The sequence below is a fragment of the Streptomyces sp. NPDC046925 genome, assembly GCF_040644915.1.
GTDB lineage: Bacteria > Actinomycetota > Actinomycetes > Streptomycetales > Streptomycetaceae > Streptomyces.
In genome coordinates, this window is sequence record NZ_JBEYWZ010000001.1 from 1,197,248 (window position 1) to 1,210,285 (window position 13,038).

11 protein-coding genes and 1 pseudogene are annotated in these 13,038 nt (G+C 72.0%); 7 read left to right on the forward strand and 5 right to left on the reverse strand.

Annotation, left to right across the window (positions count from 1 at the left end):
* Positions 1 to 16: 16 nt before the first annotated feature.
* From ABZ906_RS05045 to ABZ906_RS05055, 3 genes are all read right to left on the reverse strand, one after another.
* Complete coding sequence (locus tag ABZ906_RS05045) at positions 17 to 304, reverse strand: DUF4190 domain-containing protein (protein WP_361185719.1); 288 nt, start codon at positions 302 to 304, stop codon at positions 17 to 19.
* 125 nt (positions 305 to 429) lie between these two features.
* Positions 430 to 1,671, reverse strand: coding sequence for a glycosyltransferase (locus ABZ906_RS05050; RefSeq protein ID WP_361377456.1), 1,242 nt, complete (start codon positions 1,669 to 1,671; stop codon positions 430 to 432).
* Positions 1,672 to 1,699: 28 nt separating this feature from the next.
* Complete coding sequence (locus ABZ906_RS05055; protein ID WP_361377459.1) at positions 1,700 to 2,332, reverse strand: TetR/AcrR family transcriptional regulator; 633 nt, start codon at positions 2,330 to 2,332, stop codon at positions 1,700 to 1,702.
* Positions 2,333 to 2,413: 81 nt separating this feature from the next.
* Here ABZ906_RS05055 and ABZ906_RS05060 point away from each other — a divergent pair, with 81 nt between their 5' ends.
* The 4 genes and pseudogenes from ABZ906_RS05060 to ABZ906_RS05075 all read left to right on the forward strand — a co-directional run bounded on the left by ABZ906_RS05060 (position 2,414) and on the right by ABZ906_RS05075 (position 5,890).
* Positions 2,414 to 3,463, forward strand: coding sequence for a saccharopine dehydrogenase NADP-binding domain-containing protein (locus tag ABZ906_RS05060; protein WP_361377462.1), 1,050 nt, complete (start codon positions 2,414 to 2,416; stop codon positions 3,461 to 3,463).
* A 2-nt stretch (positions 3,464 to 3,465) separates the two neighbouring features.
* Entirely contained in the window at positions 3,466 to 4,341 is an 876-nt protein-coding gene (locus ABZ906_RS05065) for an NAD(P)H-binding protein (protein ID WP_361377465.1), read from the forward strand.
* Between the two features lie 154 nt (positions 4,342 to 4,495).
* Complete coding sequence (locus ABZ906_RS05070; protein ID WP_361377468.1) at positions 4,496 to 5,248, forward strand: SDR family oxidoreductase; 753 nt, start codon at positions 4,496 to 4,498, stop codon at positions 5,246 to 5,248.
* Positions 5,249 to 5,336: 88 nt separating this feature from the next.
* Positions 5,337 to 5,890, forward strand: a pseudogene (locus ABZ906_RS05075) (GNAT family protein).
* A 98-nt stretch (positions 5,891 to 5,988) separates the two neighbouring features.
* On the opposite strand, the gene ABZ906_RS05080 reads toward ABZ906_RS05075, so the two are convergent.
* Together ABZ906_RS05080 and ABZ906_RS05085 are read right to left on the reverse strand one after the other, a co-directional pair.
* Positions 5,989 to 7,518 carry an amino acid permease gene (locus tag ABZ906_RS05080; protein ID WP_361185736.1) on the reverse strand — a complete coding sequence of 510 codons (1,530 nt, stop codon included), beginning with the start codon at positions 7,516 to 7,518 and terminating at the stop codon, positions 5,989 to 5,991.
* A 109-nt stretch (positions 7,519 to 7,627) separates the two neighbouring features.
* Entirely contained in the window at positions 7,628 to 8,620 is a 993-nt protein-coding gene (locus ABZ906_RS05085) for a hypothetical protein (RefSeq protein WP_361185738.1), read from the reverse strand.
* 234 nt (positions 8,621 to 8,854) lie between these two features.
* Between ABZ906_RS05085 and ABZ906_RS05090 the strand changes: the two genes are divergently transcribed.
* Genes ABZ906_RS05090 through ABZ906_RS05100 form a run of 3 tightly spaced genes read left to right on the forward strand, consistent with a single transcriptional unit; the run spans position 8,855 to position 12,986 of the window.
* On the forward strand, positions 8,855 to 10,324 hold the full coding sequence (locus ABZ906_RS05090) for an FGGY family carbohydrate kinase (protein ID WP_361377471.1): 1,470 nt from the start codon (positions 8,855 to 8,857) through the stop codon (positions 10,322 to 10,324).
* Positions 10,321 to 11,766, forward strand: a complete 1,446-nt coding sequence (locus tag ABZ906_RS05095) for an FAD-dependent oxidoreductase (protein ID WP_361377474.1) — start codon at positions 10,321 to 10,323, stop codon at positions 11,764 to 11,766. The genes ABZ906_RS05090 and ABZ906_RS05095 overlap by 4 nt, the downstream gene beginning before the upstream one ends.
* Entirely contained in the window at positions 11,763 to 12,986 is a 1,224-nt protein-coding gene (locus tag ABZ906_RS05100; RefSeq protein ID WP_361377477.1) for an FAD-dependent oxidoreductase, read from the forward strand. Before ABZ906_RS05095 ends, ABZ906_RS05100 begins: the two co-directional genes overlap by 4 nt.
* Positions 12,987 to 13,038 lie beyond the last annotated feature (52 nt).

Consider the following 13,038-nt stretch of genomic DNA (forward strand, 5'->3'; position numbering starts at 1 on the left):
TGATACTGCCTGCGCGTCAACTGCCGACGTACCAGGTGAATCCGCCGTTGGACGCGGCGACGGCAATCAGCACGATGAACAGGATGACGTCGACGATGCCCAGGATGACGGCGGCCTTGGCCATGCCGCCACTGCCCTTGACCGCCTTCTGGCGCAGGGCGACGGCACCGAAGATGATCGCGAGCGGTCCAAGGATGAAATTGAGGAAGAACACCCCGACGATGCCGCAGACGAGACCGGCTATCGCGAGACCATTCGTCCGGGAGCCGGACGAAGCCGCTGACGAACCACCGTAAGCCGACATGATCACACTCCTTGGAGATCGCATTTCAGCCTTGCGTGACGAAACTCCGAGTGCCCTGGTATTCAGTACGTAATCAGCCGACCGGATTTCATGGTTGAGGATTCATCTTGGCGACGATCTCCGGATCACCCGAGTCGTTCGACCACCGAGATGACCCGGCGCATGCCGTCCTCCCTGGCGAGAACCCCGGAGATGTCACGTGCGCGTGCGCGCAGGGCAGGGCTGTGGACGGCTTCGCCGAGCGCGGCGGACAGGCGCTCGGCGGTGAGGCGCTGGTAGCGCAGCGGGCGCGGCGCGACGCCCAGGCCGTGCAGCCGGGCCGCCCAGAAGTGCTGGTCCAGCTGGACCGGGACCGGGACGGAGGGGACCCCGGCGCGCAGCCCGGCCGCCGTGGTGCCGGCGCCGGCGTGGTGGATGACCGCGGCGGTCCTGGGGAACAGCCAGGCGTGCGGCACCTCCTGCACGGTGATCAGGTCGTCGTTCTCGGCGTGCAGGCCGCTCCAGCCCGCCTGGATGATGCCGCGTACCCTCGCGCGGCGCATGGCGTCGGCGAGCAGGGCGCTCAGCCGCCGGGCGTCGTCGGTGACGCAGCTGCCGAAGCCGGCGAAGACCGGGGGCGGGCCCGCTTCGAGGAAGTCGAGGAGCCGCGGCTCCGGCTGCCAGCCGGGCGGGGTCCGCGGCCACCAGTAGCCGCTGACCTCGTGCCCCTCGGGCCAGTCCGCAGGGCGCGGGACGACCCGCGGACTGAACCCGTGCAGGACACTGCGCCCGCGCGGCATGCTCAGCATGCCGCCGAACCTGCGCCGTGGCAGCCCGAGTTCGCGGCGCAGCTCGGTGACGGCGGGCGTGAAGACGCGGTCGGAACCGGCCCACAGGGCATAGCCGGCAAGGCGGTTGCCGTGCGATCCGAACGAGCGGGCGCCGGTCACGATCGGCGGAAAGGCCCCCGTGGGCTGCACCGGCTGGAGATAGACGCCGACGCTCGGCAGCCGCAGCGCCTCGCCGAGCACCGCGCACACCGGGTCGGTGACCGTGGAGCTCAGCACCACATCGGTGCCCTGTTGCACGGCGTCCGCGACGCCCCGGGTCAGCCGGGGCATGAACGCCCGTGCCATGCGCGCCACTCGCGCCATCTCCACGGGCGGACTCGTCGCTCTGGCAAGACCCTGGCCGCCCCGCGAGGCCAGCTCCTGGCGCGGATCGACGGGCAGGGCGCGGAAGCCGAGACCGTGGGCGGTCACCGCCTGCTCGAAGCGCTCATGGGTGGCCAGGGCCACCTCGTGACCCGCGGAGCGCAGCCGCACGCCAAGGCCGGTGTACGGAGCGACGTCGCCCCAGCTGCCTGCAGTCACGATCAGTACGCGCACCGCGACAGGATGCCAGACGGCGCCGGCCTCAGGGCCCCTCCGACGCGGCGAGCGCCGCAAGAAGACGATCGGCCTGCGCCGTCACCGTGGCCAGGGCGGCCACGGGGTCGGGCGAGCGGGCGAGGAGCATGCCCGCCTCGCACAGCGCGCCGAACATCATCTGGCAGCACACGTTCAGATCTGCCTCGCCGATGTGACCCGCGGCCGCCGCGGCCCGCATGCCGCCCGTGAGCACCCGCAGCGTATGGGCGTACTCGATCTCGCGGACGGTCTCCCAGCCGAGGACCGCGGGCGCGTCCAGCAGGACGATCCGCCGGAATCCCGGGTCGAGACAGTGCTCCAGGAAGCGGTGGCAGCCGCGTCGCAGCGCGGACCAGGCGTCGGGCTCCTCGGCCGCCGCCCGCTCCAACTCGGCGGCGATCTGCTCCTGTTCGCGGACGAACACCGCGTGGAAGAGGGCCGCCTTGCCGTCGAAGTGGTGGTAGGCCGCGCCCTTGGTGACTCCGGCGGCGGCCGCGACGGCGACGATCGAGGTCGTCGCGTACCCGTCCCGGCCGAAGAGCCGCTGCGCGGCGGCGATGAGCTGCCCGGTGGTCGCGTCGGAGCGTTCCGCCTGTGTACGGCGGGCAGTTGGTCGCTCGGGCGGGCCTTGCGGGATCACGTCGGCTCCTCTTGACGAACATACTCAGGGTACGTAGGTTCCGCACCAGTTGCATACCTTCGGTATGAAAGCGAGTCGAGCATGGCAAAGCCACTCTTCGCGATCTACGGAGCCTACGGCCACACCGGACGCCTCGTGGCCTCCGAACTCCGCGCCAGAGATGCGCGGTTACTCCTGGTCGGCCGGGACACCGCCGCGCTGAACGCGATGGCCGACGATCTCGCCGATCCGGTGGCGGGGGAGCGGGTAGGGACCCGCACCGCCCCCGTGGACGACGCCGCGGCCCTGCGCGAGGTGATGACCGAGGCCGACGTCCTCATCCAGTGCGCGGGCCCCTTCTCCGTCACCGGCGCGCCCGTCGCCACCGCCGCCGCGGAAGCGGGCTGCCACTACATCGACCACGCCCTCGAACCCCACCACGTCAAAGGGGTCTTCGACACCGTGCAGGCCACCGCGCAGCGCACCGGCGCGGTCATGATCCCGAGCCTCAGCTTCTACGGCGGCCTCGGCGACCTGCTGGCCGGGGCGGTCTGCGACGGCATCGCGGGCATCGACCGGATCGTCGTCGCGTACGCCGTCAACGGCTGGCGGCTGACCACCGGCGCCAAGAACACGGCCACCCTCCTCTTCGCCGCGACCGAACGCCTCACCTTCAGCGACGGCGCCCTGCACGCGGGCTACATCGAACCCCGCAACGCCGTCTTCCCCTTCCCGCCGCCGCTCGGCCCGCGCACGATGATCGCGCCGTTCCCGTCGAGCGAGGTCGTGACGGTGCCCCGCCACGTCCCCGTACGCAACATCGACCTCATGCTCAGCACCAGCACCTTCGAGGCGAAGGACGCCTTCGAGAGCGAAAACATCGGGGAGGAGGAGCGGGCGGCCACCGACTTCACCGTCGCCGTCCAGGCGATCCGGGAAGGCGGCGGCGCGGCCGGGCAGTTGACCGGCCGTGACCTGTGGCGCGCCGGGGCGCTGGCCTCGGTCGAGGCGGCGGTGCGGATCGCGGAGGGCAGGGGCCCGTCGAAGACAGGGGTCCTCGCACCGGGCGAGGCGTTCGCGGCGGAGCCGTTCCTGCGGGCACTGGAGCGGCGGGGTGCGTTCACGCTCACGCTGCCGGGCGGAGGGGAGTGAGCATGCCTACGGACGAACCGGTCCTCGTCACCGGAGCGGCGGGCGGACAACAGGGTTCCACAGGGCGCCACGTGGTCCGGCTGCTTCTCGATCGCGGTCAGGCCGTACGTGCCTTCGTGCGCACCGACGACGAACGCGCCGCCGGGCTGCGGGACATGGGCGCGGACGTGGTCGTCGGCGACCTCCGCGAGATCACGGACGTGAGCGCGGCGGTGCGGGGCGTGCGGCGCGCCTTCTTCACGTACCCGGTGACCGGCGGCCTGCTCGAGGCGACCGGCGCGTTCGCGGCGGCGGCCCGGCGCGAGGGCCTCGAACGCGTCGTCGAGGTGTCCCAGCTGGCGGCTGCGCCGGACGCGGGGACGCCCCGGATGCGGCAGCACTGGGTCGCCGAGGAGGTCTTCGACTGGGCGGGGATCGGCGCGGTGCATCTGCGGGCCGGGGTCTTCTTCGAGAACCTGGACTTCCTGGTCCGCGCGGGCGCGGGCCGCGAGCTCGCGATGCCGCTGGGCCCCCTCGACACGGTGCTTCCGCTGATCGCGGGGGAGGACGTGGCCCGGGTGGCAGCAGGACTCCTCACGGAACCCGCGCCGCCGTGCCCCGACCCCGTGGTGCTCCTGACGGGGCAGGTGCTCACCGTCGCCGAGGTCGTGGAGACGTTCGGCGGCGGCCTGAAGTACGTGGACGTGTCGCCGGAGGAGTGGCGGGAGCGGGCCATGACCCTCTACGGAGACACACATGTGGTGGCCCACCTGGACAAACTCTGGGAACTCTTCCGCCTGATCGGCGCGCATCACGAGCTGTACGAGGTGACGCCGTCGATCGAGCGGTTCGGGGGCAGGGCGCCGGGGACGCTGGCGGAGTTCGTACGGAGGGGATAGCCCGTCCGGCGTTTGAGGACGAACTCGGCGAAGCCGGTGATGACGGACACCGGGAGTACGTGGCTCTCGCGCCATCGAGCTTTCGGGAAGGGGCGGGGTTGGGGAATGATCGATCAAACGGCGACCCCGTCGACCCCGCCCTCCGGAGGATCACGTGAACCACCCCGTCACCGTAGTAACCGGCGGCAGCCGCGGCATCGGCGCAGCCATCTCCACCCGCCTGGCCAAGGACGGTCACCACATCGCCCTCGGCTACCACTCCGACGCCGACGCCGCGGAGAAAGTGGCCGCGGAGATCCGCGCGGCAGGCGCGGACTGCGTCACCGTCCGCATGGACACCGCCGACGAAGGGGACGTCGACCGCCTCTTCGAGACCGCCGCCGCGGAACTGGGCCCGGTCACGGGACTGGTGAACAACGCCGGGATCGGCGCCCCGGTGGGCCCCCTCGCGGAGGCCGACGCCGCAGCCATGCGCCGCGCCCTTGACGTGAACGTACTGGGCTATCTCCTCTGCGCCCGCCGCGCGGTCCGCGACATGACGCGCACCGGCACCGCCACGGGGACCGCCACCGGCGGCGGCATCGTGAACATCTCCTCCGCGGCGGCGACCCTCGGCGCCCCGGGCGAGTACGTCCACTACGCCGCCGCCAAGGGAGCCGTCGACACGATGACGATCGGCCTGTCCAAGGAAGTCGCGGCGCACGGCATCCGCGTCAACGCCGTCGCCCCCGGCGTGATCTGGACCGAGTTCCACGCGGACCCGCAGCGCCCGGCGAAGCAGGCCGCGGGCATCCCTCTGGGACGCTCGGGCCAGCCCGAAGAGATCGCGGCGGCCGTCGCCTGGCTGCTCTCGGACGAGGCCTCCTACGCGACGGGCACGATCCTGCGCGTCGCGGGCGGCAGGTAAGTCCACCGCAGGCGAAACAGGTACATCCACCGCAGAGGAAGGTGAACGGACCGACCCGAACGCCCGCCCAAGTCCTTACGCTAGGCGCATGATCACCCGACCCGCCCGCATCACCCCGGACGTCGTCATGCGCCAGGCAACGCTGGAGGACGCGGGCGGCCTCGCCCGTGCCCGGCTGCGCAGCCGTACGTACCTGGAGCCCTGGGAGCCCTCCAGACCCGAGGACTACTTCACCACACAGGCGCAGACCGCCCGGCTCCGCGTACAGCTGGAGGACTGCAAAGCCGGACGCGTGGTGCCGTGGGTGCTCGACCGCGAAGGGGACATCGTCGGCTCCGTCACCCTGTCCGCCATCGTGCTCGGCCCCCTGCGCAGCGGAAACCTCGGCTACTGGATCGACGTGGACCACGTCGGCAAGGGCCTCGCCACCGCAGCGGTGACCCACGCCTGTACGGCCGCCGACGCCGAGCTCGGCCTGCACCGCATCGAGGCGGGCACCCTCCTGGACAACGTGCCCTCGCAGCGGGTCCTGGCCAAGTGCGGCTTCGAGGAGTTGGTGTCGCGCCGGAGTTCCTGCACATCAACGGCGCCTGGCGCGACCACCGCCTCTTCCAGCGGATCCTCAACGACCGCACCCCGTGAAGCGATCGCCCTCATGAATCGACCGCACCCCGTGAAACGGCCGCACCCCGGACGGACAGTCCGGGGTGCGGCCGATTCGCTTGGGCGATGCGCCGCCCCTAGACGATGTCCTCCGCGATCTCCGCCTGCTCCCGCTCGGACCCGTAGGCCGACGGTGTGCTGTAGGAGCGCCGGGCCACGAACCACCACACCGTGGCGAGCGTGAGCACCACGGCGAGCGCGATCGACGCGTAGTTCATCGAGTCGACCGTCACCGGCGAGACCTGCGGCAAGCAGAACAGGACCGTCACGAACGCCACCCAGAGCACCGCGATCCAGCCGACGGGCTTGCTCCAGCGGCCCAGGTTCCACGGGCCCTTCTCGAAGCGGTCGCCGGCCCGCAGCCGCAGGAAGATCGGGATGGCGTAGGCGGGCGTGATGCCGATGACGTTGATGGCGGTCACGGCCGTGTACGCGGTCGTCGAGTACAGGGACGGCAGCGCGATCACCGCGGCGAGGCCGACCGAGAGCCAGACCGCGGGCACCGGCACCTGGGTGCGCGAGCTGACCTTGCGCCACACCTTCGAGCCGGGCAGCGCGTTGTCACGGCTGAACGCGAACACCATGCGGCTGGCCGCGGCGGTCTCGGCGTTGCCGCAGAACAGCTGCGCCACGATCACGATGAGCAGCAGCGCGGTGGCGCCGGACTCGCCGATGGCGTCGATCATGATCTGTGCCGGCGGCACACCGGTCTCGGTGGCCTGGGTGCCCGCGTAGTCCTGGATCGCGAACGTCAGACCGGCAAGCAGGATGAATCCGGCGATCCAGGAGGCCCAGATGGCGCGGACGATGCCGCGCGCCGCGGTCACCGATGCGTTGGAGGTCTCCTCCGAGAGGTGCGCGGAGGCGTCGTACCCGCAGAAGGTGTACTGCGCGAGGAGCAGGCCGATCGCCGTGACGTAGAGCGGGTTGTCCCACCCGGTGTCGTTGACGAACTCGCCGAAGACGAAGCCGGGGGACTGGTGGTGGTCCGGCACGATCGCGAGGACGCCCACGATCACGGCGACACCGGCCACGTGCCACCACACGCTGATGGAGTTCAGCAGGCTCACCAGACGCACGTTGAACAGGTTCAGTACGGCGTGCAGGAGCAGGATGCACAGGAAGATCACAAAGGTCTTCTCCGGCGTGGGCGTGAAGCCGAACTTGAGGTTCAGGAACGCCCCGGAGAAGAGTGCGGCGCCGTAGTCGATGCCGGCTATCGCGCCGAGCAGGCCGAGCAGGTTCAGCCAGCCCGTGTACCAGCCCCAGCGGCGCCCGCCGAGCCGGTCGGCCATGTAGTAGAGGGCGCCCGAGGTCGGGTACGCGCTGGTGACCTCGGCGAGCGCCATGCCCACGAAGAGCACGAAGAGGCCGACGCCCGCCCAGCCCCAGAGCATGACGGCGGGGCCGCCGGTGCCGAGTCCGAAGCCGTACAGGGTCATGCAGCCGGAGAGGATGGAGATGACGGAGAAGCTGATGGCGAAGTTGCCGAAGCCGCCCATCCGGCGCGCGAGGACCGGCTGGTAGCCGAGCTCCCTGAGCCTTTGTTCCTCGTCTGGCAGCGGTGCTTTGGCCGAGGCTGGGCTCGACCAGGTGGTGCGGGACAACGTTGTACCTCCGTCGGTGAGCGGTCGTACGGGGAGCGGTCGTGCGGGAAGCGGGTGGGGCTGATCCAGCGGGTGGTGGTGGCGATGCGGCAGGCTGTGTCCGGGGGCCTCAGCCCGAATCCCGTACGGCCGTCAGACAGCGCGTACGTGCCTGCATGAATGCCTCGGCCGCCGCGTCCGCGTCACCGGGCGACCGGGTGCGGTACGTCCACGGCGCCACCGTGTAGAAGGGGTCGAGCACCTCGAACACCCGCCCGGCGTCCTGGAATTGATGGGCGCCCCATAAGGCGTGGGCCAGGTAGTTGAGGTCGAGCAGCGAGGTCGCCGCGGGCAGCGCGTGCTCGAACCACAGGTGCAGCGCGCGCAGGGCCGAGCGGGTCGCGTCCTCCCCTATCCAGTGCAGGTCCAGGGCGTGCTCGCTGCCGCCGTCCTTGCGGTAGCGCTCGACGCGCACATACAGAGGCAGTACGTGCAGGGCCGAGCCTGCGTGGGCCGATCCCGACGCCCAGTGAGCGAAGTTGACCGCTTCGGTGAGCGGGCCGTTGGGGCGGCGCGTGTACGCGAACTGCAGCATCCGGTGGTAGGCCTCGCGGTTGCCGGGGTCCCGCTTGTCGGCCTCGGCCAGGAGGTGCCAGGGGCCGGGGAACAGCATCGGCTCGGGGGCCGGCACCCGGTGCTCGTCCCACCGCTGGCCCTTGTCGAGCTGGGCGAGGGCGAGCAGACAGACCCAGGGCACGGGGTCCTCGGGCGAGGCGTCGATGGCGGCACCGCACGCGGCCGCCGCCTCGCGCCACAGCTCGTTGGTGTGGCGGTGCCCGGCGCGATGGGCGCGCAGGGTCCGCTCCACCAGGACCCTGGTGTACAGCACGGACGCGGCGGCGCTGTGCGGCTCCTCGGCCCGCCAGGCCCTGACCACGTCCGAACCGGCGACGGCGGCCGCCAGGATCTGCGTGCGCTGGGTCCAGAGGCCCCAGTCGGGCGTGGAGTCGAGCAGGGTGCGCGTCGACACCCAGCGACCCGTCTTGAGGTCTTGGAGCACGGCGCGCAACTGATCGTCGTGGCCCGCCGGGTGGTAAACGGGGCGGCCTGACGGATTGGGCATGAATCCTCTGTGGGGGCGGAGGGTGGGGCGTGTGAACTGGCCTATGACGAAATGATGTTGTTCGGCGGTCAGTGTAGATCTGCAACATCCGATTCCAGGCCAGTTCTTGAATCTTTTGAGATTGACTTGAGCTCAACTCGGCGCGCCGGTTGGCATTTTGAGAAAAAGTCAGTGCGGAACCAGCCCGGATGGGGGCTCTTGACGCCTTCCCGGCCGCTGTAGCAGGCTTCCGCGGTGATCACCAACGGCGGAGGACAGCGCGGCGGGGCAGTCCTCGCCATCGACCAGGGGACGTCCGGCACGAAGGCTCTCGTCCTGTGCCCGGAACGCGGAGTGATCGGCACCGGCGTCGCGCCCGTACGCCCGCGCCACCTCCCCGGAGGCCTGGTGGAGGTCGACCCGGCGGCTCTGTACGCCTCGGTCGTCGACGCGGGACGCCGCGCCCTGGCCGACGCGGGGGAGCCCGTCGCCGCGGTCGGTCTCGCCAACCAGGGAGAGACGGTGCTCGCCTGGGACCCCGTGTCCGGCCGCCCGCTGACCGAGGCGATCGTGTGGCAGGACCGGCGCGCGGAGCCGCTGTGCGCGGAACTGGCGCCGTACGCGGAAGAGCTCAGGCACCTGACGGGGCTGCCTCTGGACCCCTACTTCGCCGCGCCCAAGATGGCATGGATACGCCGCCACCTCACCCGCGAAGGCGTCGTCACCACCAGCGACGCCTGGCTGGTCCACCAGCTCACCGGCGAGTTCGTCACCGACGCCGCGACCGCCGGACGCACCCAGCTCCTCGACCTGGACGACGTCACGTGGTCACGGCGCGCCCTCGACGTCTTCGGCCTCGCCGACGAGCGGCTGCCGCGTGTCGTCGACGCGGCGGGCCCGGTCGGCGCCACGAAGGCCTTCGGCACCGAACTCCCGCTCACCGGCCTCCTCGTCGACCAGCAGGCCGCGCTGCTCGCCCAGGACGTGACCGAGCCCGGCACCGCCAAATGCACCTACGGCACCGGCGCGTTCCTGCTCGCCCAGACCGGCTCACTCCCGCGCAGGGGTGACTCCGGCCTGGTCAGCTGTGTCGCCTGGCGCCTCGCGGGGGAGAGCAGCTACTGCCTCGACGGGCAGGTCTACACCGCCGCGTCCGCCGTCCGCTGGCTCACGGACCTCGGCGTCATCGAAGGCGCCGCCGACCTCGACCTGGTGGGGTCGTCGGTGCCCGACACGGGCGGCGTCACCTTCGTCCCCGCGCTCGCCGGACTCGCGGCGCCCTGGTGGCGCGGCGATCTGCGCGGCTCCATCACCGGCCTCGGACTCGACACGACCCCCGGGCATCTGGTCCGCGCCCTGTGCGAGGGCATCGCGGCCCAGGTCGCCTCGCTCGCCGACGCCGTGGCCGCCGACCTGGGCGAGCCCCTGACGAGCCTGCGCGTCGACGGAGGCCTCACCCGCTCGTCCCTCCTGATGCAGACCCAGGCGGATCTGCTGCAGATCCCCGTGGAGGTATCGGCGCTGCCCGACGTCACCGCCCTCGGCGTGGGTGCCGTCGCCCGCCTGGGCCTCGACCCGCAGCTCACGGTGCGGGACGCCGTCCCCCGGTGGCGGCCCGCCGCCGTGTACGAGCCGAAGATCGACGCCGCCCGGGCCGCCGAACGCCTCGGCGGCTTCCGCTCGGCGGTCGACATCCTCCTCGACCGCACGGCCGTACCGTCATGACCGTCACCACCAAGGGCCCGCTGCCCTCCGAGCCCTACGACGTGACCGTCGTCGGGGCGGGCGTGGTCGGCACCGCCATCGCCCGCGAGCTGGCACACCACCCCCTCCGCATCGCCCTGGTCGAAGCCTCCGGCGACGTCGGCGACGGCACGTCGAAGGCCAACACCGCGATCCTGCACACCGGTTTCGACGCCGTGCCGGGCTCCCTGGAGGCGCGCCTCGTACGAGAAGGCCGCCGCCTGCTCGCCGCGTACGCCATCGAATCGGGCATCCCCGTCGAACCCGTCGGCGCACTGCTCGTCGCCTGGGACGAGGAACAACTGTCAGCGCTGCCGGGCCTGTTGAAGAAGGCGGAGGTCAACGACTACCACGAGGCCCGGATCATCGGCGCCGAAGAGGTCCGCTCCCGCGAACCGCACCTGGGCGAAGGCGCACTGGGCGCGCTCGAAGTCCCCGGCGAGTCCATCATCTGCCCCTGGACGACGACCCTCGCGTACGCCACCCAGGCCGTGCGCGCGGGCGTGGACCTGCACCTCAACTGCAAGGTGGAGGGCATTGCTTCACCCCAGCCGCCGCCGGACGACGCCGACCACCACGAACTGACCACACCCCGTGGCGTCATCCGCACCCGCCACCTCATCAACGCCGCGGGCCTGCACGCGGACGTGATCGACCAACTCCTGCTCGGAAGCGGCAAGTTCACGGTCACCCCGCGCCGCGGCCAGCTCATCGTCTTCGACAAACTCGCCCGCGATCTGGTCCGTCACATCCTCCTGCCGGTCCCGACGGCACTCGGGAAGGGCGTCCTCGTGGCGCCCACCGTGTACGGCAACGTCCTCCTCGGCCCCACCGCCGAGGAACTGGACGACAAGAGGGCCACGGGCACGACCGGAGACGGCCTGGACGGACTGCGCGCCAAGGGGGAGCGCATCCTGCCCTCCCTCGTCGACGAGGAGGTCACCGCGGTCTACGCCGGGCTGCGGGCGGCCACCGAGCACGACGACTACCAGATTCACAGCGCACCCGAGCAGCGGTACATCACCGCCGGCGGCATCCGCTCCACCGGCCTCACCGCTTCGATGGCGATCGCGGAGCACGTCGTGGGGCTGCTCGCCGACGCGGCGGGCCCCGACCTGGACCTGACCGTCGCCGGGAACCTGGACCCCGTGCACATGCCGAACATCGGGGAATCGTTCCCGCGCCCCTACCAGCGCGCCGACCTCATCGCGACCGACTCCGCGTACGGCAGCATCGTCTGCCACTGCGAGCGCGTGACCCGCGGAGAGATCAGGGACGCCCTCATCAGTACGGTCCCGCCCGGCTCGCTCGACGGCCTGCGGCGCCGGACACGGGCCCGGGGCGGGCGATGCCAGGGGTTCTACTGCGGGGCCGCCGTGCGGGAACTCTTCGAAGGCTGGGGCGAGTCGGGGGCGGCGCGATGAGGCGGCAGCGGAACGTGGACGTCCTGGTCGTCGGCGCGGGCCCCGCGGGGCTCGCGGCGGCGGCCCGGATCTCCGCCTCGGGCGCGGGCACCGTGGAGGTCCTCGAACGGGAGGCGCGGGCCGGTGGGGTGCCGCGCCACTGCCACCACCGGGGATTCGGGCGCTGGGGAGTGACGGGACCGCAGTTCGCGGAGTCCCTCGTCGAAGCCACCCTCGGCGCAGGTGCGGCGGTACGGACGGGGGTGACCGCCACCGGCTGGGACGGCCCGCTCTCCCTGGACACGACGGGACCGCACGGCCTCGAACGGATCACCGCGCGCGCCGTGGTCCTGGCTACCGGTGCGCGGGAGAGGCCGCGGACGGCACGCCTGGTGCCGGGCACGCGACCGGCGGGCGTGTTCACCACCGGGGAACTCCAGCAGGCGATCCACCTCCACGGGCAGGAGATCGGCAGCCGGGCGGTCGTCGTGGGCGCGGAGCCGGTGAGCTACGAGGCGCTGGCCGCGCTGCGACGCGCGGGGGTGCAGGTCGCCGCGCTCGTCACCCGGGAGGCGCGGGCCCAGGTGGGCCGGGCGCGGTCCGCGGGGACCCGGCTCGGGTTCGGCAGGGTGCCGCTGGTGACCGGGGCGGTGGTGGCCGAACTCCTGGGCCACGGACGGCTTTCGGGGGTACGGCTGCGGCACCGTGACGGACGGCAGGGCCTGCTCTCCTGCGACACGGTGGTGTTCACCGGTGACTTCGTGCCCGACCACGAACTGGCTCGCCGCGGCGGCGTGCTCCTGGATCCCGGCACACGCGGCCCCGCGGTGGACGGCTCCTACCGCACGGCCTCGCCGGGCGTCTTCGCGGCGGGCAGCGGGGTGCACGCGGTGGAGCCCGCGCGCGTGGCCGCGGGGGAGGGCGCGCGGGTCGCGGAGTCGGTACGGGCCTGGCTGGACGGCGCGGGATGGCCCGCCGACGCCGTACCGCTCCTTGCCGACGCCCCCCTGCGCTGGGTGGCCCCGAACCGCCTCACACCGAACGCTCCGGAACCCCGCTTCATCCTGCGCACGACGCAACCGCTGGTCCGCCCCGTCCTGGAGGTCACCCAGAACGACCGCCCCCTGTTCCGCCAGCGGCTCCGCCGCAGGGTCCTGCCGAACCAGGCGCTGTACCTGGAGGGCGGCTGGACGGGGCGGGTGGACGCTGAGGGGGGAGCGGTGAGGGTGGGCGTGGGCTAGGCCTTTCAGCCCGTCCGGCGCTTGAGGACGAACTCGGCGAAGCCGGTGATCC